This window comes from Anaerolineales bacterium (assembly GCA_016928575.1).
Classification (GTDB): Bacteria; Chloroflexota; Anaerolineae; order Anaerolineales; family RBG-16-64-43; genus JAFGKK01.
Genome location: JAFGKK010000046.1, coordinates 12,410 through 35,910, shown reverse-complemented (window position 1 = coordinate 35,910; position 23,501 = coordinate 12,410). Strand labels below are relative to the sequence as shown.

Here is a 23,501-nt window from a genome sequence, read left to right as displayed (position 1 = left end):
CTCTCCTGGCATAAGTCAGGAGAGGGGGAAGGGGTTGTGGGGTTGGGGGTGAGGAAAGGGCAGGGACGGGGGGCTGAGGAGATACAATGATTTTTTCTATCGGAAGAAGGGGGCGGTTCTTCTATGGGGGAATTGCGCATCGGCCCTTGGGATTCAGCCGGCGGCCATAAACCATCGACCATCGCCGAGGATTGTCTGGGGGATGATGGTTCCTTCTTCCGCGGGGGAATGCCTTTTCGGTGGACCACAGTCCATGGTCCAGCGCCGCATGACTATAATAAGAGAGAATTGTAATTGGCTCTCGCCTTGCCGGTCCGCCCGCGCCCTACACCGACGTCACCAAGTCCCAGAACTCGGAGACGCCGTTCGGCCCCAGGACGCGAGATTCCTCATCCAGCACCCGCTGGGTGACGTTGGCGGAATACATCCGATCGAGGATCCCGGATTGGTGCAGCCACCAGATGAAATCCGCGGATTTCTGCGACCGCCAGGGCAGACGCACCCCGCGCCAGTACCGGGCTTCGGAGTAAAACCGCCTCCGCAGCGCGGCGTCCAATCCCCCGCCGTGTTCGGCCATCGCCCATAATTCCTGGGTGACCTCCCGGGAGGGGGTCAGCCCGTGGTGCTGGAGAAAGTTGAGGTTGTCGATTTCCTGTTGGCCCACCGGCTCGGAAAACAGCAGAATGACGCCGCCCCGCATGGCCGTCGGAATCAACGCCTTGAAGGCCTGCTCGCTCGGTTTGGTCACTTCGAGCGAGACGACGTTCTCGTCCAGAAGCCGGTCGTAAAGGTCCACCGTCTCGCGGTCCGTTTCCCCGACGTGCAGGTGCACCCAAGGGGTGTTTTCCCATTCGTTCAGGAATTGCTGGGTGAAGGGCGCGTCCTTGGAGACGATGTGGAAGCGGAAGCGGTCGGACTTGCGGTGGAGGGCGGCCATCAGATGGGAAAAATACAGCATGCCCACCGCCGCGCCGGATACCGGGATCGAGATCCGGATCGGTTCCTTGCCCCTCGGGTTCAACTGGTTCTTCTTCTCCGCCATCGGACCCGGCCCGAGCCTGCGCATCCGCTGGGGATTGAGGGGATAGGGATTGACTTCGATCGGCACGGGCTTTCCCAGGCTTTCGCCGTAGGCGGCGTACTTCTTTTTGATGAATGCACTCGGAACGACCAGCAGGTCCGCCCCGTCCACGTACCAGATGTGCTGAAAGGTGTCGTCGCTCACCAGGACGACGAGCAGGATCTCGACCTGCTTTTCCCTCTGCAGCCGCTCCTTGACCACCGCCAGTTTGTGCGCCAAGCCGAAGTGGGTCGACACCACCAGGATTTTCTTCGGCGGATCGAAGCGCTCATCGACCACCCGGCACATCTCCTCGTAGACCACCCCGGTGTTGACCCGCAGGGACCAGCGGTAAAGCCGGTTGGCTTGCCGAGCCAGCGGGCCGGATTGCAGCCACTCGAAGATGCCGCGGGCGACGGGGTGGATGCTGGTGATCCGGTGGAGGGTTTGGATCGACGTATCCCGGCTGCCGAGGATGACCGGGTTGACGGTTTTCGGCAGGCCGTCGTACAGCGCGTCGGTGATCCGCAGGTGGCCGAGCCCGGCCGGGGCGTAGGTCAGGATGAGCATGTGCTCGCGGCTGGTCAAATATGCCAAGGTGGATTTTTTCATCGTCCGGGTCCTTGATCGGAAAGGGAGCGCGGATCGGCCGCGGCTGTCCGAACCGCCAGGAGGCGGCCAAAAAGACTATATGGATTGTATATGCTTCCGAGTTGCCGGGATACCTTAAGCGGGGATAAAAAACAGTCGGCGGGGCGGCCTGGGGTCTTTCAACCGGGAAAATGCTTTTCCAGAAAAACCGCCTCCTCCGTCAGGCCGTGGCGGCGGTAGAAACGGATGGCTCCGGCGTTGTCCGGCATCGTCGAAACCGACACCTCGGCGCAACCGAGCGCCGCGGCCCGCGCCAGCATCTTCTTAAGCAACGCACCGCCCGCGCCGCGGCCGCGCAGCGGCTTACGGACGACGAGCAATTCGATCAGGCAGGAGGGCGCGGCGTGGAAAAGGCCCGGCCGGATGGAATAACTCAGCAGACCGGCGGTTTGTCCGTCCGCCTCGGCGAGGAGGATCCCGCTGTCCGGAGCGGCGAGATACTCGCCCACATAAGCTTCCGTCAGCGGAGTGTGCTCGTTGTCCTCCTGCGACGTTTCCCGGACGAGCGCGACGATGTCCGGCGCATCAGCAGGGGTCGCCTCTCGAATCGAATAATCCATGATCACCCACCTTGGAAAAAGGACTGCCCGGGCCCGGTTGAGGGAAAAGCCCCGGGGTGGAAATCGCCGGATGCCTGCCGGACGGGGAAGCGCGGCCGGCGGGCTCAACCGCCGGTCAGCCGGAACGTGGCGACGATTTGCCGCCATTCCGAGGCGTGGAAATCCGCCGGCCCCGGACCGGCGGCGAATTGGAACACCACCCCGTCGGCGAGAATTTCCACGAATGCGATCTCGCCGGTGCTTTTCCAGAATAGGATCCATTCCCGGGCCGGGCGGCCGCCGATCAGGACCTCGTTCGCCTCGGCTTGGAATTGTCCGGAGGACGCGGCCGGGCCGGGAAATTCCGATTCGGGCGTGCGCGGGCTGATCCGGATATCGAGGACCGGAGCGGGCGCCGCGCGGTCGGCAAGCGCGATGCGGATGTTCGCGCCGTCCCGACCGCCTTCTGGACCGGTCGGCCACAGGGCGTATCCTTGCGGATATTGGATTTCATATCCATACAGGTCGTTGGCGTATACCGTCCATCCGGGCTTCGGAGTCGCGCGATTCGGGGACGCGGAGGCGCAACCGTGAAGGCAGAAGATTCCGGCCAGAGCGGCGAAGAACAGGATTCTTATGGTCCGCCGCCCGATCTGCGGTGCGGCCCGCCGGACGGCCGGGGAACATCGGGTCTTAGTCGCGTTGATATTGCAGGAACCATTCGTAATACTCCGGATCAGAGTAGGTGTCCGTCCAGACGTCGTGGTCGTGGCCTTCCAGGATAGTCTCAGCCGGATATCGACTCCCGCCGCCTTGAGCTCGTCGATGGCCGCTTGCACGACCGACAGCGGAACCACGATATCCTCCGCGCCGCTGATCGCCCAAACCGGAACGCCCCTCAGGTTTTTGAGGGGAAGCGGAAGGGGGGAGCAGCCGCCCTGCAGGGCCGCCGGAGAGTGTTTGGGGTTGAAGCCCGCCAGCGGCGAAACGGCGGCGAAGAAACCAGGCAGGATCAGGGCGAAACGGTAGGCCGCTTCCCCGCCCATGCTTAAATCCCTCCCAGCGCCCGAGAAAAACGGCCAGCTCCGGCGCCAAATCCTCCGCGGGGGCGGAAACGGGAAGCGAGCCGAAAATCAGAGAACCGCCTTCTCCGTCCGAATCGGACTGTGCACGGAGTTGAAATCCGCAACCGAAAAATCCTTTCAGGAAGTTTCTTGCAGGGTTCGGGCCGAATCCGCGGGAGGGGCGGAAGCCGGAGCCGTTCCGCAAGCCGGAAGGGGCAATCCGCCGGCGATGAGCATGGTGGCGATCGGGAAGAGAGGCGCGCGCGGTTTTCCGCTCAAGGAACTCCTTATCGGCTGCGGCCGTTCCCCTTCGGTGTGGGGAGTTGTACGGCACAGAGGAAACGGTGTTCGGGATATGCGTAAAATCCCATCCCGCAAAACACATATCCGGCGGACCGGGTGACGCAAAGATTATCCCTTTGCTTCCTTAGTGCCTTTGCGGTAAAGCGGTTTTTGGTACCTACCCGAAAATGCCGCTGTGCCGCGGCGCATCGTCCGGCGGAGGGGCGGGCGGCGCGGCGGCCGGTGCGGGTTTCTTCCCGCGTCCGATGAAGAACGAGAGCACGACCAGCACCAGGCCGACGAATCCGAGGGCGATGCCCTCCCCGCCGGTCACCAGCGCGTAGCGGTGGGCGATGAACACCAGCACGCCGGCCCCGGTGTCGTACACTCCGGGTGAGAGGGCCGCCGGAAGATTTTCCCGCCCGAGCGAGATCACCACGTCCAAGCCGATCCAGATCGCGATCGCGGTCAACAGCACGCAGGCCCCGGCCGCCAGGATCGGCAACCCCCACCAGCGCAGGAATCCGCGCCACGAGCGCACCACCAGCAGAGTCACCAGAATCAGGATCGCGAGGCACAAGATCGGGCTCAGCCGGACGATCCAGCGGCCGACCTGCAGCAGTTGGCGCGGCCCGATGGGCAGGCCGAACTGCTCCAGACTCAGGGCGCCGGAAGTCCGCAGCGGTTCTAGGATGTCCAAATCGTCGGGGATCTCCTTGGCGGCCTCGGTCAGGGCGGCGGAGATATCCGGCCCCATCACCGCGAGCATTTCCTCGGGCGGTCGGCATTCCAGCAGGCTGGAGGGGTTGGCGTCATCCGGAACGTATCCCGCCGGGCACTCGGGCAGGGACCGGATGATCTCCATCACGGCGTCGGTCCCGGCCGGGCCGGTGAGCCGCTTCTTGAAATCCCGCATGTCGAGGGTGATGCTCAGCGGCTGGCCGGGGGTTTCGAGGATTTGAAAGGCTTGATGCAGGATGGATTCCACTTGTCCCTGCAGCCAATCTGCGGGCAGGAGGGTCCGCAGGATGAAGCCCCATTGGTCGATCGTCAGGACTTTGAAGAACTCCGGCGCCCCCTCGGCGCCGCCGGACTGCGCGCCCACACCGCAGGATTGCATCGCGGCGACCTCTTGCTGGGTCGGGCGCCGCAGGCCGCCGAGGATATCCCGGAAGGCCTGTTCGCCGAGGGCGTCCATCGAACAGCTCTGCGCTTCCGGCCCGGCGTATTGCAGCGGATTTCCGCCCCCTTCCCAGGTCACGCCCTCCACCTTCGGATGCAGGCTGGAATGGATTTGCTCGGCGGCCAGGGAGGGCAGCCGTTCGTAGATGCGTTCGTTTTTCAGCGCGTTGGTGTAGACCGTAGGCGACAGCAGCATTGAATCGGCGTTGACCAACAGCAGGACGACGACGATCGTCGCCACGAAGGCCAGGCACAGCAGGGCGGCTGTCAGCCGGATCAGGAAGTTGAACAACGCGCCGAGGAATTCCAGCATACACCCTCCAAGACCCTATCGATGATGGAATGCGCCGCCGTTACTTGGGCCTATTTTCCAACAATTCTGCGGAGATGTCCAGCAATGTACAGACTCACCATTCCAGCGCGAACAGCTCCCCGGCGTAGCGGATGAAAAGTTCCGACAGCTGGCGGTCGGCGGAATCCGGGAGCATCTCGGGCGGCGCGGCCGGATCGTAGGTCTGGCCCGCGGGATAATCGTTCAGCCGGACCCACGGCACGCCGCCCTGCACGGCGGCGTTGACCATGTCGACCGCGTGGGCGTTGGTGCTTTGGACGTGGTCGGCGGCGGATTGGATCCGCAGGTAGGGAATGCGCGCCGCGCCGATGTACTCGACCGCCTCGCGCTCCGCCCAGAACGCCTCGTCGGCGCAGGGCGGCCAATCGATCCCGTGGGTTATGCCGGTGCAGCCGCTGGTGGTGTAGTTGCGGTCGGCGGGCCCTTCCCAATCGATGTAGAAACGAATCGGTAGCGTCGGATGGCGGCCGAGCGCGCCGGCGGCCATGGTGACGCCGTAGGAGCGGGAGATCAATCCCAACCGGGAGGAATCCACGCGCGGGATTTGCCCGGCGGCGAGGATCAGCGCCGCCAACCCGTCCTGGTGGACGAAGCCGTTGTAATCCTCCTCCCCGCCGCTCGACCCGCGCCCGTCGGCCTCGAATTGGATCACCGCGTAGCCGGCGGCGGAAAGCCGCGCCGCATCGGTGTCGGTCCCGTTATCCAGATCCTTGGCGCCCAGGCCGCCGGGGACCATGATCACCGCCGGCAGGAGCGAATCGCCGCCGCCGGGCGGATAGGAGACGACGATATACAAATCCGCTCCGCTGGCGGGGTTGACCATCCAATACGTGTTTTCCTTTGTCCCGGCGGAGAAGCTCCCGTTTTGGGCGCCGCCGGAGGAAGGAGCCGCGCCTCCGGGGGCGCAATCCTGCGGACAGGATTCCGCGTTTTCCGGTCCGCTGCAGACGCCATCGCCGCATCTCTTGTCCGAGGCGGCGGTTTTCTCCGCTTGGCCGGATTCGACGGCGGCCGGCCCGGCGCTTGGCAGAATGCAGGCGAAGGCCAGCCATGCAATTAAAGGAAGGGTCCAGCGCATGCTTTTCATGGGATCCTCCTGCCGCGCGGAACCGCAGGCGGCCTCAGCCGCGCCAAAGGTGGTAGTAGTGGTTCAACAGCGGCACGAACTCGGCGGTGGCTTTAAGGTTGCCGGCGGGGGTGGGATGGCTGTCGCCCTCTTCCGCGTAGGCGGAGCCGTCGCCCCCCTGTCCGGTGACATAGTCGACCTGCCCGTTGCGGATCCGGTGGTGGTTGCCGTATTTGGAATCCAGGTCGTTGGTGTTCGGATTTCCGCCGTTCGACGTGAGCACGTTGTAAAAATCGAACACGGCGACGTTGGCATGCGAATACTCCGACAGCCACTCCTCCACCAGCCAGCGGTTGAAGGCCCGCGCGTTGGCGGCCTGTTCGGGGGAGGTGTCGAGCAGGGGCGGGGCGGTGACGGCGATGAACAGCTTATCCGTGTGGGCGGCGAAGTAGTCCAGCAAGTCGAGGTAGATCCGCTTGGCGTTGGCCACGGTGTGCATATCGGACCCGCAGTCCATCCCTTGCAGGGGGCTGGCGCCTTCGGCCGGCGGATCGACGGGATCGCCCTCCAGCGCAGAATTGGGGAAGCAGGATTTGAAGAGCACGATCTCGTTTTCGCCGCCCGGATCGGACTCCATCCGGGTGTACTCGGAATGCTGTCCGCTTTCGTCAAACAGCGCCCGCAGGATCTCTTCGCTGGAGGGGCCGAGGAACCAGTTCCACCAGTGGCCGATGTCGGTGAAATCCCCGATCGCCCCGCCGAGGGACGGATCCTCCGGACCCCAGCCGTAGTTGGTATCGCTGACGAAATAATTGTTGCCCGTCAGCGTCAAGCCCAGGCCGCCGCTCCAATCCGCGAGCCAGTTTTCGCCGCAGGAGTGGTGAATGAAGATCAGCTTGACGGTTTCGGAGGGGGGAGAGACGTCGACGGCCGAGGGCCCGCCGTCCGGCGCGGCCTCGTCTTCTTCCGGCCGGGGGGTGTTCTGCGGGGAATCCCCTTGCGCGGGCGGAATGGATTCCCCTTCCTCGGGTTGATCGGCTGATGTATCGGCCGATCCCGGCGGAGCACCAAAATTGCAGGCCAGCAACAGGATCAGAACGATGGGGATCAGCCTCATCCGGTCCATACGCCCTCCAATAAGTGATGGATGGACCGATTATATATGCAAAGCGTCACCCCGGTTTTTTCGATTCCATAATATAATTCATGCCAGTAATTAATCCCCTTAAGGATCCTTTTTGCTGATGCCGGGAATGGATTCCGAGACTGCGACGCGCTTCGAAGGGACAACTCTGCCTGCGTTCGGCCCGATCGGCCGATCCCGGTTGACGCGGTCGGGAAGGATTCCCGGCCGGATTATCCTCTATTCCCTCCTGCTCGCCGCCGGAATCGCCTGCCCGGCGTCGTCGTCCTTCCCCGCGTTCGCGGCCCCGCGCCTCACGCCGGGCGCTATCGATCCGCCGACCGTCACCCTGGGCGTTCCGCCCGAGGCGATGATCGGATCCGACGTCTCATTCACCGTCACCTTCGACAACAACGATCCCGAATTCGAAACCGGCTATGGCCCGTTCGTGGAAATGACCATCCCGCGCACCGGCGCGGACGGGGCCGGCGCGGCGACCGACGACGGGCTGGGGACGACGACCATCACCGCCAGCTACATGGGAAGCCCCGTTCCGGCGCAGGATTTCTACCGGGTCACGTTCAATGCCGGGGGCAACGCGAATCACCCGATCCTCCGCGACGCGAGCGGTAACTTCATCAACGTCACTGGCACGCCGGGGGACGAGCTGGTGGTCATCCGCCTGCCGTTCGGCAGTTTCACCTACGGACAGCCGCCCGCCACGGTCGGGATGACGGTTAACATGAGCAACCTGGCCGACCTCGGATACGCGCTCACGGTCCGGGCGCGCGGCGGCTACGAGTTCGGCATCACCCCGCTCGACGACTGGTGCTGCGGCGATCCGCCCGACATCACCCTCAGCGGGTGGGTTTCCGACTCCGTCACCCCGACCCTGATGACGCTGGCCAAGGCCTACGCCGGACCGGGGGACGTCTCGGACGAGACCGCAACCGGCCCGAACTACGCCCGCCAGTACACGCTGACGGCGGACATCGCTCCGGGACAGACGATCACCGACCTGCGTGTCTACGATCTTCTCCCCAACAACCTGCAATACGCCGGCTTGGTGTCGGCGACGCCGGGGTATGGGCTGGAGGATGAGCCCGCCGCCGGCGCGGCGCAAAATCCGCCGGACAACGACCTGATCGTCCATTGGGGCGCGATCACCGGCGGCGCGGGTGCGGCGGACGCCGAGGCGGCGTTCTCCTTCTTTGTTCCGCTCGAAAACGCCGACGGGATCCGGGTGATCAACCCGCTCACCGGAGCGGCGGTTTCTTCCTGCAACGAGGCGCTGGCGGAGGGGGATTGGACTCCGGTCGATGCGCGCGACGGCCCGCAAACCGTGACGGTCGATCCGGGTGGATGCGAGCACACGCTCACCGACCGGTCGCTGGCCGTTCAAAAGGGCGTCGCCAACCTCACCGGAGGCGGCTACTCCCCCGACGACGTGCTGGAGTATGCGCTGGAGATCCAAGTTTCGGATTTCTTCGCCTTCGACCAGGTCGTCGTTTTCGACGTTCTCTCCGACGGTCAGCGCTTCGATCCGTCGTTCGTTCCGACTTTGGAAGTTTCGGGGAACGGATATGAACTCGCGCCGGCCGTGAATTTCGACGCGACAAATTACACCGTCGACGAATCCAGAATCGACCTCGCCGACGGGCCGCCCGGGGCGGAAAATCCCGCCACCGACGGCACGACCCACCTGACCTTCCGGATCTCGGATGAGCTGGAAGACCGGGTATCGGACGTGCGGCTGATCGGCGGCTGCGTGGATCCGGCCGGCGGCACAACGGATCCGGATTGCGGCGCCTTCAACGACGGCGCAACCGCGGCGGTCGTGCGCTTCCGCGCCGTCGTCCAGGAGGATTTCACCGACACCTACCCCTCCGGGGATTGGAGCGTGGATCAGGGGGACACGTTCCTGGATACCGCGCTTCTGACGGGGCGGCTGCTCGACACCTACGACTTCACGCCGGGACCGGACGTCACCGACGACGCCGAGGAGGAGTTTGCCATCGGCTCCGGCGCGCTGACCAAAAGCATTTACGCCGTCAACGGCAGCACGTCTTTCCCCACCCCGGTCCGGATCAAACCGGGCGACGAGGTGACCTACCGGATCACCTACGTGATGCCGACCAGCGACGAGGAAAACCTGGAGTTCACCGATTACCTGCCGCTGCCGATCTTCTTTGTCGCCGACCCGGACGCAAACGATTACCCCGCCCACGGCAACGGGCCGGGGTGGGCCTTCAACGCGGTCGGACAAAGCGGCCAGCCGGCGGTCATCCCCGCTCCGGGGGCGGCCAACTTCGGGCCGGCGGACACCTTCTACGATTATTCGGAGATCGTTCCGGCCCTAGCCTCCGACACCGGCAACAACAGCCTCGAGTTCCACTACGGCGATTTCGACGACCCGGCCAGCCAGTCCACCACGGTGGATCTGCTCTTCACCGTCACGGTCGCCACCGAGCCCTTCGCCGACGGTTTGTACCTGACCAACCAGGTATATGCGGTCGAGGGATCGACCAACGCCGGGGAAGTCCCCTCCGACGCGATCGTCCAATTGATCCTCACCGAGCCGGCGCTGACCTCGACCAAGGGCGTGATTTGGACGAGCAATCCGAACAACGTCTTCGCTCCGGCCAACCGCGGACCGGCCGGTGTGACCTTCCTGGATCCGGCCAACGCTCCGCGCTGGAGCGGAACGATCCATTCCAACGGATTGGCGGCGCGGCCGATCGACAGCAACGTGCGCGACGTCGACGCGGGCGACACGGTCACCTTTGCGATCACGATCGAAAACACCGGAACCAGCCTGAACGGCGCCTTCGACATTCGGATCCGCGACGTGCTGCAGTCGGCCCAGTATCAAATTCCCGCCGGCGGGTTGAACTTGCAGGCCTATTATGGAGACGGCAGCGGGCCGATCTCCTACGCGGGGTTGACCAGCGGCTGCACCGCCGCCGGCGACAACGATCCCTGCGGCGAGGAGCTTTTCCAGGACGGGATCGAACTGATCGATCCGGTCGAGGCGGGGGTTTGCTCGGCGTACGATCCGAACCTCGGCAACAACGTGATCCTGATCACCTACGATCTGGAGATCCGCACCGGCGTGGCGCCCGGAAACATCGTCAACACCGAGACCCTGCTGAGTTACGCCGGGGAAGAGGGCGGGCCCAACCACGTGCCCACGCCCTCGCCGCTCTGGGACGAGGCGACGGTGACGATCAGCGGCGCGCCGGCCAAATACATCGTCGGGACGTCGGAGGCGCACACCGGCTTCACCACCATGGAGCAGGTGGCGGTCGGCGAGGTCGTCCGCTACCGGATTGCGGCCCGCATCCCGGAAAGCACGAGCGAGAATTTCCAATTCCGCGATCTGCTCCCCGCCGGCTTGGTATTCCTCGACGACGGGACGGCCCGAGTCGGTTTCGTTTCCAACGGCGGGATCGTCTCCGCCGGGCGCGACAGCGTCCCGGCCGTCCCGGGCGGTTGCAACCTGGTCGGCACGGCGGCGGACGCCACCAACCCGGCGGTTCTGCCCTGCCTGCTGGAGGATTGGAACATCGGCAGTACGAACAGCACCACCGCCGATCCAGACGCCTACGGCAGCGGAAGCGATATCTACTTCAAGCTCGGCGACCTGACCAACGGCGACCTGGACGACGACGGCGAGTACGCGGTGATCGAATTCAACGCCCTGGTGCACAACCTGACGGCCGACCAAAACGATTCCGGCGACAACCGCGACAACAGGGTCCGCGCCTATGCCGGAGTGACTCCGGTCCAGATCGGCAGCGACTCTTCCGCGGTGCGGGTTCGGGTGGTGGAGCCTTTCCTGACGCTCGAGAAAACCCATTCGGCGATCGCCGGAACCGTGGACGCGGGCGACACCGTCACCTACACGGCGACGATCGTCAACGACGGGGCGGCGCCGACGAACAGCACCGCCGCCGCCTTCGACGTGGTGTTCACCGATACGCCGCCGGCCGCTTATCTGACCCTCAATCTGGCGTCGGTCAGCGTCGCCGCCAGCGGCGGAGCGGCGGGCGTGGTCAACGCCTCGGCCGGCGGCACCGTGCGCGTCACCGTGGCCTCCCTGCCGGTCGGCGGCCAGGTGGTGATCACCTACCAGGTGGCCGTCGGCGCGGGCGTCACCCCCGGCCAGGCGATCGACAACGACGCCGAGGCGCTGTGGACTTCCCTGCCCGGCCCGAACGGCACGGGCGACGCGACGCCGGGCTTGCCCGGGAGCGGGACGGGGGAACGCGACGGCTCGAACGGCCCGACGGGGAACCCCAACGACCACGACCGCATCGACGTCGCGACGCTAGACATCACCGCGCCCGTCTTCGCCAAATCGCTCGACTCCACCTCCGCCGCGCACACGGCCGGAAACGGCCTCGCCATAGGCGAAATCGCCACCTTCGGTTTGCTGATCACCCTGCCGGAGGGGACCACGCCGGCCTTGCAGGTCCAGGATCTCGTTCCGGACGGCTTGGCTTACGTCGACGGCAGTTTGGCCGTCGTCACCGAGACCAACCCGCCGGCGTCCTGCGGCAGTCTGGGAATGAACTTCAACGGAACCCTGCCCGTCCCGACCCTGGCCTTGAACCCGCCCGGCGGCGGCAGCGGCGCCGACCTGACCGTCGAGTTCGGCCCGATCGCGGTCGACGGCGACAACATCGCCGGAAACAACTCGTTCTACTTGTGTTACCAGGCGGTTCTGCTCAACGAGGCGGGCAACCAGGCTTCCCCGCCGCTGCTGACCAACACCGCCAGCCTGTTCGTCGGCGTGGACACCTATACCGACAGCGAGGATGTCGCCGTCGTCGAATCCACCCTGCAAATCGTCAAATCGGTCGACGATCCGAATCCCGCGCCCGGACAGGTGGTCACCTTCATGGTGGTGGTGGACCACGCCGCCGCCAGCGGGGCCACGGCCTTCGACGCGGAGATCTACGACAACCTCCCGGCGGATCTGACGCTCGATTTGGCGTCGGTTTCCTTCAGCGCCTCGGGCGGTCTGGCCGGCGTGGTGAACACCTCGATCGGAAACATGGTCTACTTCTCGGTGGCGGAATTCCCGACGGCGGGCAGTTTGACGATCAGCTACCAGGCGACGGTGACGGCGCCCTTCGGCACGCCGATCGTCAACACCGCCCGCGCCGCGTGGAGTTCGCTGCCCGGGTTGGATTCCAACGAACGCACCGGCGCCGACGGGCCGGGCGGGGCGCTGAACGACTACGCCGCCGAAAGCGGCACGGCCTTGAACACGGACCGCGACCTGGCAAAAACCCTGGTCGGCGACAGCCATCCGGCGCCGGTCACCGCGCTTCCGGACGTGACCATCGGCGAGATCCTCACTTACCAGCTGGTGCTGACCATCCCGCCCGCGACCAGCGACACCTACACGGTGACCGATACGCTGGATTCGGGGCTGGCCTTCGTCGACTGCGAAGACATCACTGCGGGAGCGGACCTGACCAGTTCGCAGATCGCCCTCAACACGCCGGGCAACTGCGCGGCCGGAACCGGGGCCGGCGCCAATCCGCTGATCTCGGGCGCGGGCGGAACGGCCGTCTTCTCTTTCGGAACGGTCGCCAACGCCAGCTCCTCCGCCCCCGAAAGCATCACCATCCGCTACCGCGCCGTCGTACTCGACATCACCGGCAACATCGGCGGAATCGGGCTGGCCAACGACGCGCTGATGGAGTGGACGAGCGGATCCATCCACCGGCAGACCGCGCCGGTGACGATCATCGAACCGGACCTGGGCCTGGAGAAAACCGTCGACAGCCCCTCGGCCTCGCCGTGGATGACTTTGACCTACCGGATCCGCATCTTCCACTCCGGCGTCAGCCAACTGCCGGCCTACGACGCCGAGATCAACGACGTCCTGCCGGACGACCTGACCTACGTTCCGGGATCCTTGAGCTTCGTGACGGGCAGCGGCGCGGCGCCGAGCTTGCTCGACGACACCGGCGTCGATCCGGCGACCGGCAATCTGATCATGCATGCCGAATGGGCCGAACTGGGATTGGGGCAGGAATCCACGATCCAGTTCCAGGTGGTCTTCGGCCCGATCCCGGCGGGGACCGCGGTGGTGAATACGGCCAGCGCCGAATGGACCAGCCTGCCGGGCGAGGTGCCCGCGCCGCCGGCCACCTACCTTTCGCAGTTCAACCAGCCGTATTCGCACGAGCGGCGGTACGATCCGGCCAACCCGGCGGACGTTTACCAGGTGACCGCCGCGGCGACCGTCACTTCCCTCTCCCTGCCGGACACCGGCTTTGCGCCCAAGCGGACGACATCGCTGCCCGAACAGCCGGCCGAGAAACGCTATGCCCGGCTGGGCGGCCTGCGTTTGCAAATCCCCCGGTTGAACCAAAACCTGCCGGTGGTCGGCGTGCCGATCACGGAGGGCGGGTGGGATCTGACCTGGCTTTGGGATCAGGCCGGATACCTGGAGGGGACCGCCTTCCCCGGGACCGCCGGCAACTCGGTCATTACCGCCCACGTGTATCTGCCGAACGGCCTCCCCGGCCCGTTTGTAAACCTGGCCGCGTTGCGCTGGGGGGATAAGATCATCCTGCGGATGGATGGACAACAGTATATTTACGAGGTCCGCACCAACACCAGCGTCCTGCCGGACGACAACGGCCCGCTGAGGCACGAAGCGGAGCCGTGGCTGACGCTGGTCACCTGCCTCGGATACAACCCCCAAAACGATACCTACCGCTACCGGCAGGTCGCGCGCGCGGTGCTGGTGGAAATCCGGTAGGGAGATTGTCCTCCGGCGAAAAACAGGGGAGGCTTTCCCAAAAGGATCACGCGTCGTACGCAGGATCGCCATGCCCGCGTGCTGAAGCGGGCCTCCGGTCCGCGAAACCTCGGATCCCCGCCAAACCCGCGCGGGAATGACGATCCAACTTCAGCGCGGTATCAGGGAAGACCGCCGTCGTCCCCCTTTTTCGTCAGCCCCCGAATAAACCCGGCCGCGACGCTGAACCATCATGATCGTCGTCCTGGAACCCCCGGCCCGGCGCTGCCCCGTGCTTAACCCGCGATTTTTCTGGGACGGGCGTGCGGGGGAGGCTTGGCTGATGCTCTTGCAGGGCTTTTTCAGCGCCGGGTTCGGAAAAAATCCGCCGGGAAAACCGCTCGGCCTCCGAACAAAGCTCTGGGGGATGACAGCCTCAGCCAATAAACCGGCGGCTTCCTTCAAGAAGTGCTCGAGGATGTAGCCGTCAACCTGAAGCGGCAAGCGGATACGACCGCCACACCGCGTCCAGCGCCTGCAGCGTCAGCAGGTTCCTCACGGTCATCCCGTGCTTCAGGAACGGCGGTTCGAAAACCGCCGGTTCGACCCAGGAGAGGTGGACCCCGTCCGGTCCCAGGCCCCGGTTCGGAAGCGCCGCCAACGCGGCGGAGAGGTCGATCAGCGGGATTTCCCAAACCAAGGCCAGTTCGCGGATCGCGACGTTGAAGGGTTCCGAGTCCTTGCCGATCATGGCCGGAAGGGTGGTGAGGATCGGGATCACGCCGCTCTCGAGCGATTGGAGGATGACCGTCTGCATGCTGTCCGGAAAATCGGGCGTTCCGGCCATCACGTCATTCGTCCCCAGCAGGATCACGGCGATCGCCGGCCGCACGATCCGGTACTCGCAGGCCAGCGGGGATTCGCCGGCCGGGCAGGGGGCTTGGGCTTTGGCCGGGGAGAGCACGTGCTCCGCACGCCAGCCTTCCCGCGCCGCGAGCGAATCGTTGACAAAAGAATTGCCATCGCGGGCGTTCTCGCGCGAGAAGAAACCGATCGCTTCCTGCAAGTATCCGTGCTCTCCAAGGGAGTAGTCCCCGGCTCCGAAGGGCGCCAGGAAAAGGTTGTTGTCGGTGATGCTGTCGCCGACTTTGGAAAAAACCGCACTCCGTTTGCCCGAACCCTGACCGGTTTGAAAAATCTCCCGCAGGCGCCCGAGCCGGGGCAAGGTGATATGGGGATACTCCGGAGGGGAAAAGGCCGGGGAAGGGGTGGCGGACGGGGGAACGGTTGGGCTGGGCGGCGGCGTATCGCTCGGCGCGCGGGCGGGGACGGGGGAAACCGCGGGCGCTTCGGTCGTTAATGCCTGCGGGGCCGGGGCCGGAGCGCAAGCCGTGCCGGCGAGGAAGAGGAAAACCACGCAGGAAGGAATGGACAGGCGACGGGACATCCGCTTTTTCCGCACCCGGGAACTTCCGGCATCTCCGCCTTCGGATTATCCGGCACTCTCTCCAAAACCACAAGCCGGCCGGTTTGCCGCTAGGGGATGGGAAACCCGGGACCGGAAGACGAATTCGCAATTCGGGCGGGGAGGACATCGTTGCTGTTTTTGGATGGGGAACCGCCGCACCCGAAACGGCATGGCGAAGGGGTAAAATACCCGGACCGCAGGAAATCCGGAATTCGGATGCGGAGGAAAAAACTGGAGCCGCGCGGCAGGAGTGCGGGACATGAAGGTGCAGACGTATCCGATCCGCCTTTCCACCAAAGGGCAGACCGACGTGCGAGACGTCACCGGGGCGGTTCAGGAAGTCGTGGATCGCAGCGGTCTGGCGGCGGGCGCGGCGACCATTTTTTGCCCCTCTTCGACCAGCGCGCTGACGACGGTCGAGTTCGAACCCGGCTGCGTAGCCGACCTGCGGCGCATGTTCGAGGAGCTCCTTCCCTCCGCGCGCGAGTACGCGCACAACGCAACCTGGGACGACGGCAACGGGCATTCCCATCTGCGCGCGGCTCTGCTCGGCCCCTCGCTGACCGTGCCCTTCACCGGATCGCGGCTGACGCTTGGAACCTGGCAGCAAATTATCTACGTGGATTTCGACATCCGCCCCCGCCAGCGGGAATTGATAGTCCAACTGATCGGAGAATGATGGATAGCGCCTCGTGGAAACTTACACGGAAACTCCCAATCCATGTAAATTTCCATGCGGAAAACTTGAATAAAAAATCCGATTAAATCGGTTCCTTCGGTCTACATTTCCGGCAACGGTTGTGCTACAATGGCGGCGCTTTCGGCCTCGCCAAGCGGAATCTCGGCATCGGCCACGGGAATTCCCGGGGCTTTGCTTTGGAAAGGAGAACAAGCCAAGGATCGGGCAAGGTAGAACAACACTCGAACCATACAATCCGTCAGCTCTCCCAATATTAAAATCTCTACAAGGAGCAAACCATGGACAACCAAGTACGACATTCGTGGCCTTCGTGGACTCTGGGCCCCAGGGCCGCACACGCGAAGTTCGGCGGCAGCGTGATCGTCGGAGGGATCGGCCCGCTTGACGAACGCCTGAAGCTGATCAAGAAGTCGTTTCCCAACGACCTCACGTCGGGTCACCTCTGGCACGAGTTCGGAACGACGATCGGTGAGTACCAAAAATACAACAGCCCGGATTCCGTGGCCTGGAACGCTCTCGTCAAGGGCATCGAATCCGGCACCTACCCGCACATCGCGGCGCTCACCGTTCCGGCCTTCGGAATCCCCGGCGTCCAGAACGGCGCCGCCACCAACCCCGATCCGGCCATCCGCAAGATGTATTTCGATATGCACGTCGACGGCATCTGCAAGACTCAGTGGCTGAAATCCAAGGGACTGGGCGAGGGCATCTACATTTGGTGGCCGGCCTGGGATTCGCAGCGCAAGTACCACGGCAACGGAGCCGGCAAGCTTTCCATTCAAGAGGCGTGGGATATGCTGGTCAAGGCCTGGGCGGACATCGCCAAGGCGGTTCTGGAGCGGCTTGAAAAGGAAAAGATCGCCCCCAGCCTGCCGTTGATCTGGCTGGAATGGAAGCCCGAGGTTCCCGGCCAGGACTACATCAACACCATGGGGCGGGCGATCCGCTTCTGCAAGGAAGTCAATCAGAAGGTCGGGAAGAACGTGTTCGCCCTTAACAATGAATGGGCCCATCTGCTGATCGGCGGCGGCACCGTGGAAGACGGCACGCGCCAGACGATCGAAGCGGGCTTCTTCACCGGCTTCTTCCATGCCAACTCGGCTGATATGGCGATCGTCGAAATCGACGAAAAGACCGGCGAGATCCTCAAGGGAACTCCCGGCGACGACCGCGATTGGTACGTCGGCGCTGGCGGCAAGGAGCGCTGGGACGACCAGCAGAAGGCCGTCGGACTGATGCTGAAAACGGGCAAACCGATCATCAGCGAACACGATATCGATCCGGCGGGCGACGATCCGCTCAAGTACTACACGGAATCGCGGAAGAACCTTGAGGAAATGGTCAAAGCCGCGAAGTAATTCCCGCAGCCGTGCTGCAGAAAGCGGGCGCGAAGAGCGTCCGCTTTTTTTTTGAAAGGGCGCCGGCGTGAGTCCCGCCGCCGGACGAAGAGGGCGCGGAACCCCTTCCGCCGCAAAAAATAAACGCCCGGGATGGCCCGGGCGTTTAACCGTCGATGGGCAGGGCCGTTATGGAATCGGCGTGAGGTAGATGAAATAATCGCCGGCCCAACAGGAGATGTCGGCGCCCTGAAAATCCGGCTGGGCTTCGGTGAGGACGATCTCGATCAGCGAGTTGCTGCATCTGAGTTGTTCGGAGGAGGTGTTGGCGAAATCCACATCCGCGGAAGTATAGGCTCCGGGGACTCCGTCGGGATAGTACCAGGCGAACACGGTATAGGTCCCCAGCGGCAGTCCGGAAATGGTGTAATTTGTCTGGTCGATGGGAATCTCGGTCGGATAAACCCGGGCGGTGGCCTTCTCCCGGGCGTAGATGCGGATGGAGGTCGCCGGCTGAGCCGCCTCCGGCGTGAGGATGGCGCCGGAAATCGATCCGGGTCCGGACGGGGTTTCGGTCGGCGCGGCCGCTTCGGGGGTCTCACTCGGGGAGGACGGAAGGTCGGTGGAAACCCCGGCCGCGGTCGGCGGGGCGGCGGTAGTTTGTGCGCCGCAGGCGGCAAGGACCAATGCCAGAATAAGAAAGCCGGGAATTGCCGGGAACCTCATAAGGATCTCCTTCGGATGATCAGGTTGAGCGAACGCCGCTTATCGCCGCGGCAATCGGCCTTATTTTATCACCCCGCGTCCGGAGAGGGCGGTCATGGGCGGATCGGCGCAAAAAAACCTTGCGGCAATGCGCTGAGAAGGCCGGTCGAACCCCGACCTGCCTCACGGAGCAAGCCCGGGAAAGACCATGTTTATGGCGGGCGCATCCCCGGCCTGGGCCAATCGGAGGGAGTGAGTGAGAACGCATTTCTTGGCGGTGGCGGTATAGCGTGGAAAACCGCCGGGCCGGCGCTCCCCTTTGGCAACTTTATCCGCAATTCGATCGAGGACTGCAGTTGGAATTAGCGAAGGTAAATCGGATTGGAGAAGATCCAGCCGCGCAGCCGGCCCCGGAAAGCGCGGCGCGCCTCCAGGCGGTAGGCGCCCGGTTGGGAGGGGCAGTACGCCGCCTGCGTTCCAGATCCTTGGGCGACGATTCCCTCTCCGGCGAGGATCATCCGCCAGCGGGCGGGATGCGGCAGGTCCGCCCGTAAAATCAATCCGGGTGAAAAGGGGATGTCCCCCCCGGCTATGGCTTCGCCATCCTCGCCGCGCGCGCGGAAGGAAAATCCCCGCGACGGCTTGGAAAGATCGTAGGCCACCCAGCCTCGCCCCGTCCGCAGCGCTTCGGTGATCGCCCGGCCGTCCTTGTCCGCGTCCCCGGAAACGGAATCGACCAGCACGTGCATCACCACGGCCCGGAACAGGTATTCGTACGGAAAAACAACTTTGCGCAGGGGGCCCATCGAATAGGCATGGCCGTGCGCGTCGGGCCCGCCGACGGCCGAAATCCTCCGGCCCTGCGCCAGAAGGCGGTCCCAGAGCGCCAGGGTTTGCCCGCACGGTCCGAGGATCCCCAGCGAAGGGAAGAGCGCGTAGAAGAGCACCTCCAGCCGGTTGCGGAAAAGCGATTTGAACTCGCTCATGTAATTCCAGATTTCCAGTCCGGCGAATCCTTGGACGTCCAGGTCGACCCATCCCAGGGCCTGCTCGTTGACCAAAGGCGCGGCGGGATCGTAGGGGTGGGCCAGGAAGGCCGCGCCGCCGGACCGGTTGACGGCGTCGATCAGGGCTTGAGGGTCGGGGGCGAAGCGGCTGAGTTCGGTGCGCGCTCCGACGACAAGCAAGTGGTTCTTCTGCGGAGTGCGGTCCTGATGGTGGATCTCCTCCCCGGCCAGCATCAACACGCGCCGGCCGCCGGGAAAATCCGTCCAGCGGTCCACGCCTTCGACATAGACGTTGTGGTCGGTGGTGATGAGAAAATCCAGGCCCGCCCGGGCGGCCGCGGCGGCGAGGTCCGCGTGATACAATTCCCCGTCGGAATACGGGGTATGCAAGTGGAGGTTTCCGGCCAATTCGATCATTCAAATCCTCGGGAGAAGAATAGCACAGCCCCCGGGGATTCGCAATTCCCGATGCCCATCGACGATACCGCCCCCACCCGTCCGGTGAAAGCAAAAGCCCCGCTTCCCGCGTCCGCCGTCAGCCTGCGCGAATCCATCGCCTGGTGGGTCTGGCCGCTGGGGGCGCTGATCGGGTTGGGCGTGATCACCGCCGTCTGGGTGCTGATGTTCGCGGCGCCGCTTCCCAGCCTGCCGGCCGAAGCCGCGGAGCCGTATTTCACGGTTTATCCTCCGCCGACGTTCACGCCGATCCCCCCCACCGCCACACTGACCCCGTTCTACACGCCGACCCCGCCGCTGCCCACCGTCCTGCCGGGCACGATCGGAGTCGGCGCGATGGTGGAGGTGACCGAAGACGGCTTGCGGCTGCGCGACGTGCCTTCGCTCAGCGGCCAGATTCTCAGCCAGGCCAGCGCGCATGAGTTGTTCACCGTCGTCGACGGCCCGCGCCAGGCCGACAACTACACTTGGTGGCTGCTGCAAGGCGTGTACGACACAGCCCGCCAAGGCTGGGCGGTGGAAAATTATCTGAGGCCGGCGTAAGAAACCGGACCGCCCACCGGCGACCCTGGACCGGCATTGCCCAGCTTGCCGGTTCTGAAAAATCCCAGCCGATCGCAACGGCGGTTTTCTGGAAAAAGGCCACAGAAAGCAAGAACAGCCGGGCGGCCTCCGGATGCCCGATTGCCGAAAAGGGGTGGACGACGGGCGAATCCGTCGCGGATAGCCTTCGCCCCGCGAAGCCGGAGTCCGATGGGGTTTTTCCGACTCCCGTGCGTCGGGTTTCGCCCGTCGTCGGAACCCATGCGCCCGGCCGATGGAGGATGCCCGGCGGAAAGGACGCGGAAGGCATCCATCCGATCAGCGCGGAACGGAGTTGGAACGGTTTTCTCCCCGGAGGGACTGATCCCGCATACGGTTTTCTAATGGGGAACAGTCAGAATAAATAAACCGCTGCAAAAACCGGTGAACGGGGCGGCGCATCCAGGGCCGGCCGGAAATCGGACGAGAGGAGGCGGCATGAAATCCCAAATCGGCTTTGGAAGGATTTTTGGCATCCCCATCCGAATTCATTGGACATGGTTTTTCATTTTCGGATTGGTCACGCTTTCGCTGGCGCAGGGATATTTCCCTTCCGAATACCCGGATTTGCCGTCGGGAGCGTATTGGCTCCTGGGGGCGCTCACCAGCCTGCTGTTTTTCGGATCGGTCCTGCTGCATGAATTGGGGCATTCGCTCGTGGCGGTCCGCAACCGGATCCCCGTGCGCGACATCACGCTGTTCATCTTCGGCGGGATGGCGCAAATCGAACGCGAACCGAAATCCCCCGGCGCGGAATTCCGGATCGCCGTCGCCGGGCCGCTGACCAGCCTCGGGCTGGCGGCCCTGTTCGGGCTTCTGTGGCAGCTGGACCGTACAATTCCCTACCTAGCCGCGCCCAGCATTTGGCTGATGCGGATCAACCTGGCGCTGGGAATTTTCAATCTGATCCCGGGCTTTCCGCTGGATGGAGGGCGGGTACTGCGGGCGGTGATCTGGAAGGTCAGCGGCAATTTCCACCGCGCCACCCAAGCGGCCTCTTCCAGCGGCCAGCTGATCGCCTTCGGATTTATCGGGGTGGGGTTCCTCACCATGCTGACCGGGGGGTTCTTCGACGGCTTGTGGCTGGCGGCGATCGGCTGGTTCCTGCAGAACGCCGCGGCCACCGTCGGCGCGCAGGCAAACCTGCGGGAGCTGCTGCGCGGCGTGACCGTCGGACAGGTGATGAGCCGCGAATGCTTGTTCGTGCCCGCGGGGGAATCCCTGCGCCGTCTGGTCGACGATCAGGTCCTCGCCGGCGGGAAACGCTGTTTCTTCGTCGGCGAGAGCCGGCGGATGCTTGGGCTGTTGACCCTGGCCGACATTGCCCGGATCCCCAAACCGGATTGGGAAAGGACCACCGCCGCCGAGGCGATGGTCCCAATGGAGCGCACCGTGCGGGTCCGCTCGGAGGAGATGCTGCTCGAAGCGCTGAAGGCCATGGATGACGCCAATGTCAACCAGGTGCCGGTCGTGGAGGGCGGGGAAATCGCCGGGTCGCTTTCCCGCGAGCGGGTCCTGCACTACCTGCGGACCCGGTCGGAATTGGGCGTGTAAATTTTAACTGCGGATTCATAAAAGCTCCGCGTCCCCGCGGCGCCTGGCCGGCCGGAAAAATCGGCCTGACCGGGGCGCCGCTTTTTTTGCGGACGGAAGGCTTGCGTTTCCTCCTGCATGTGGCGCACGCCCTGCCAGAAGAGAGGTAGGATGTGCGGATCATCGATGCGATAAAAAACCGCGCCGCCGCGGATGTACAATTGTCCGCGGGGCAAAGGAGGGCCGGATGCGAATCGCCGTCTTGGGATTGGGGATTATGGGAAGCGGGATCGCCCGCAATCTGATCCGCAAAGGGTTCGATGTGGTGGTCTGGAATCGGACCAAGGAACGGATGGAGCCGCTCCGCGCACTCGGGGCGGAGGCCGCGGATGGCCCGGACGACGCCGGACGCAAGGCCGACGTGGTGATCGATGTGGTGGCCGATGTCGCCGCCTCGCGCGAGGTATGGATGGGAGAGCGGGGGGCGCTGGCGGCGATGCCGTCCGGAAGCGCCGCCGTTGAATGCGCGACCCTCTCGGAGCCGTGGATCCGGGAATTGCACTCCCAAGCCGCCGCCCGGCGGATCGACTTCATCGATTGTCCGATGACCGGAAGCAAGGCGGGAGCGGAAGCGGGGACCCTGACCCTCTTCGCCGGGGCGGAGGAAGCCGCTCTGGAAAGGGTGCGGCCTGTCCTGGAAGCCTTCTCTCGGCGAATTTTCCGGTTCGGGCCGCCCGGAATGGGGACCGCCTATAAATTGATCAACAACCTTTTGCTCGCCGGCCAGCTTGTTTCGCTCGGGGAAGAGATTGCGCTGGCCGAAGCCTGCGGCTTGGACCTTTCCCGAACGGCGGAGGCTGTCCGGGATGGGGCGGCGGCCAGCCCAATCGTTCAAGCCAAATTGCCGATGATCCTCGGGCGGGATTTTTCCGATACGCAGTTCGCCTTGCGTTGGATGCTTAAGGATCTGCGCTACGCGCTGGAGTTCGCGGACGGCCTCGGGCTGCGGCTGGCGACTGCGGAAGCGGTTTGTGCGGCGTACGCCCAGGCGGAGGCGAGCGGTTGGGGCGGGATGGATTACGCCGCGGCTGCGGAACCAATCCGCAAGCCGCAAGGCGGATAAGGAAGTCGGGCCGACGGCCGCAAATGAACCTGCGAAGGCTGCTTCCGGCCGGCTGCCGGATCCATTGGATCCATGTCCTGTGGACGCTGGGCGCCGCAACGGCGCGCACAACAGATCCACCGCATCGTCTGCGGGTAAGCCCGCGTGCAAGGCGCGATGGGGTCGATCGTCGAGCGGCAGTCGCTGGGCATGCAGGAATACCGTTACGCCATCCTGAAGGCGGTCTCGGAATTCTTCGAGCTGTTCGGCGTCCGCCGGCCGATCCGGCACGATCCGCCGCCCGCCGTTGGAGAATGCTACGACGCGGTCCATGTCGATCATCCCGCAGCGCGTTTGTTCCTTGAGCAGCACCTGGATTTTCATCCCGCTCCGGAGCCGCGGCTGGGCGGAGGACCTCAGCAGACGGCCGAGCCGGAATTGCCCTGAGTATCCGCGGGTTTGCCGAGCCCGTTCCAAACCTCCCCGCCGAAATGGCGAGGCGTTTTTTCTTCCCTGCGCCCATCCGCCG

Annotated in this window: 16 protein-coding genes; 7 read left to right on the top strand and 9 right to left on the bottom strand. The window is 64.5% G+C overall.

Annotated elements, in window-relative coordinates:
* Window positions 1-325: 325 nt before the first annotated feature.
* The 6 genes from JW929_06190 to JW929_06165 form a co-directional block, all read right to left on the bottom strand.
* Window positions 326-1,672: a hypothetical protein gene (locus tag JW929_06190; protein MBN1438984.1), complete on the bottom strand. Its 1,347-nt coding sequence runs from the start codon at window positions 1,670-1,672 to the stop codon at window positions 326-328.
* Window positions 1,673-1,830: 158 nt separating this feature from the next.
* Window positions 1,831-2,271, bottom strand: a complete 441-nt coding sequence (locus tag JW929_06185) for a GNAT family N-acetyltransferase (protein MBN1438983.1) — start codon at window positions 2,269-2,271, stop codon at window positions 1,831-1,833.
* A 104-nt stretch (window positions 2,272-2,375) separates the two neighbouring features.
* Window positions 2,376-3,296, bottom strand: coding sequence for a hypothetical protein (locus JW929_06180; GenBank protein ID MBN1438982.1), 921 nt, complete (start codon window positions 3,294-3,296; stop codon window positions 2,376-2,378).
* 478 nt (window positions 3,297-3,774) lie between these two features.
* Complete coding sequence (locus JW929_06175; protein ID MBN1438981.1) at window positions 3,775-5,091, bottom strand: hypothetical protein; 1,317 nt, start codon at window positions 5,089-5,091, stop codon at window positions 3,775-3,777.
* 94 nt (window positions 5,092-5,185) lie between these two features.
* On the bottom strand, window positions 5,186-6,217 hold the full coding sequence (locus tag JW929_06170) for a hypothetical protein (protein ID MBN1438980.1): 1,032 nt from the start codon (window positions 6,215-6,217) through the stop codon (window positions 5,186-5,188).
* Window positions 6,218-6,251: 34 nt separating this feature from the next.
* Window positions 6,252-7,322 (bottom strand): hypothetical protein, encoded by a 1,071-nt coding sequence (locus JW929_06165; GenBank protein MBN1438979.1) that lies wholly within the window; start codon window positions 7,320-7,322, stop codon window positions 6,252-6,254.
* A gap of 127 nt (window positions 7,323-7,449) precedes the next feature.
* Here JW929_06165 and JW929_06160 point away from each other — a divergent pair, with 127 nt between their 5' ends.
* On the top strand, window positions 7,450-14,103 hold the full coding sequence (locus JW929_06160; GenBank protein ID MBN1438978.1) for a sortase: 6,654 nt from the start codon (window positions 7,450-7,452) through the stop codon (window positions 14,101-14,103).
* Between the two features lie 466 nt (window positions 14,104-14,569).
* On the opposite strand, the gene JW929_06155 is transcribed toward JW929_06160, so the two are convergent.
* The gene (locus JW929_06155; protein ID MBN1438977.1) at window positions 14,570-15,529 is read right to left on the bottom strand and encodes an SGNH/GDSL hydrolase family protein; all 960 of its coding nucleotides are present in this window, start codon (window positions 15,527-15,529) and stop codon (window positions 14,570-14,572) included.
* A 280-nt stretch (window positions 15,530-15,809) separates the two neighbouring features.
* Here JW929_06155 and JW929_06150 point away from each other — a divergent pair, with 280 nt between their 5' ends.
* Window positions 15,810-16,229: a YjbQ family protein gene (locus JW929_06150; protein MBN1438976.1), complete on the top strand. Its 420-nt coding sequence runs from the start codon at window positions 15,810-15,812 to the stop codon at window positions 16,227-16,229.
* Window positions 16,230-16,528: 299 nt separating this feature from the next.
* Window positions 16,529-17,608, top strand: coding sequence for a hypothetical protein (locus JW929_06145; GenBank protein ID MBN1438975.1), 1,080 nt, complete (start codon window positions 16,529-16,531; stop codon window positions 17,606-17,608).
* A 168-nt stretch (window positions 17,609-17,776) separates the two neighbouring features.
* Here JW929_06145 and JW929_06140 read toward each other — a convergent pair whose 3' ends face one another.
* Both JW929_06140 and JW929_06135 read right to left on the bottom strand, forming a co-directional pair.
* A complete protein-coding gene (locus JW929_06140) occupies window positions 17,777-18,313 on the bottom strand; it encodes a hypothetical protein (GenBank protein ID MBN1438974.1) in 537 nt (178 codons plus the stop codon).
* Between the two features lie 341 nt (window positions 18,314-18,654).
* A complete protein-coding gene (locus JW929_06135) occupies window positions 18,655-19,716 on the bottom strand; it encodes a CehA/McbA family metallohydrolase (GenBank protein ID MBN1438973.1) in 1,062 nt (353 codons plus the stop codon).
* 51 nt (window positions 19,717-19,767) lie between these two features.
* Between JW929_06135 and JW929_06130 the strand changes: the two genes are divergently transcribed.
* The 4 genes from JW929_06130 to JW929_06115 all read left to right on the top strand — a co-directional run bounded on the left by JW929_06130 (window position 19,768) and on the right by JW929_06115 (window position 23,419).
* Window positions 19,768-20,298 carry a hypothetical protein gene (locus JW929_06130; protein ID MBN1438972.1) on the top strand — a complete coding sequence of 177 codons (531 nt, stop codon included), beginning with the start codon at window positions 19,768-19,770 and terminating at the stop codon, window positions 20,296-20,298.
* 477 nt (window positions 20,299-20,775) lie between these two features.
* Entirely contained in the window at window positions 20,776-21,891 is a 1,116-nt protein-coding gene (locus JW929_06125; GenBank protein MBN1438971.1) for a site-2 protease family protein, read from the top strand.
* 226 nt (window positions 21,892-22,117) lie between these two features.
* Window positions 22,118-22,993, top strand: a complete 876-nt coding sequence (locus JW929_06120) for an NAD(P)-dependent oxidoreductase (GenBank protein ID MBN1438970.1) — start codon at window positions 22,118-22,120, stop codon at window positions 22,991-22,993.
* Between the two features lie 144 nt (window positions 22,994-23,137).
* The gene (locus JW929_06115) at window positions 23,138-23,419 is read left to right on the top strand and encodes a hypothetical protein (GenBank protein ID MBN1438969.1); all 282 of its coding nucleotides are present in this window, start codon (window positions 23,138-23,140) and stop codon (window positions 23,417-23,419) included.
* Window positions 23,420-23,501 lie beyond the last annotated feature (82 nt).

Coding starts and splice junctions, on each gene's coding strand:
- JW929_06190 (MBN1438984.1), bottom strand. CDS start 1,672: ATGAAAAAATCCACCTTGGCATATTTGACCAGCCGCGAGCACATGCTC.
- JW929_06185 (MBN1438983.1), bottom strand. CDS start 2,271: ATGGATTATTCGATTCGAGAGGCGACCCCTGCTGATGCGCCGGACATC.
- JW929_06180 (MBN1438982.1), bottom strand. CDS start 3,296: ATGGGCGGGGAAGCGGCCTACCGTTTCGCCCTGATCCTGCCTGGTTTC.
- JW929_06175 (MBN1438981.1), bottom strand. CDS start 5,091: ATGCTGGAATTCCTCGGCGCGTTGTTCAACTTCCTGATCCGGCTGACA.
- JW929_06170 (MBN1438980.1), bottom strand. CDS start 6,217: ATGAAAAGCATGCGCTGGACCCTTCCTTTAATTGCATGGCTGGCCTTC.
- JW929_06165 (MBN1438979.1), bottom strand. CDS start 7,322: ATGGACCGGATGAGGCTGATCCCCATCGTTCTGATCCTGTTGCTGGCC.
- JW929_06160 (MBN1438978.1), top strand. CDS start 7,450: ATGGATTCCGAGACTGCGACGCGCTTCGAAGGGACAACTCTGCCTGCG.
- JW929_06155 (MBN1438977.1), bottom strand. CDS start 15,529: ATGTCCCGTCGCCTGTCCATTCCTTCCTGCGTGGTTTTCCTCTTCCTC.
- JW929_06150 (MBN1438976.1), top strand. CDS start 15,810: ATGAAGGTGCAGACGTATCCGATCCGCCTTTCCACCAAAGGGCAGACC.
- JW929_06145 (MBN1438975.1), top strand. CDS start 16,529: ATGGACAACCAAGTACGACATTCGTGGCCTTCGTGGACTCTGGGCCCC.
- JW929_06140 (MBN1438974.1), bottom strand. CDS start 18,313: ATGAGGTTCCCGGCAATTCCCGGCTTTCTTATTCTGGCATTGGTCCTT.
- JW929_06135 (MBN1438973.1), bottom strand. CDS start 19,716: ATGATCGAATTGGCCGGAAACCTCCACTTGCATACCCCGTATTCCGAC.
- JW929_06130 (MBN1438972.1), top strand. CDS start 19,768: ATGCCCATCGACGATACCGCCCCCACCCGTCCGGTGAAAGCAAAAGCC.
- JW929_06125 (MBN1438971.1), top strand. CDS start 20,776: ATGAAATCCCAAATCGGCTTTGGAAGGATTTTTGGCATCCCCATCCGA.
- JW929_06120 (MBN1438970.1), top strand. CDS start 22,118: ATGCGAATCGCCGTCTTGGGATTGGGGATTATGGGAAGCGGGATCGCC.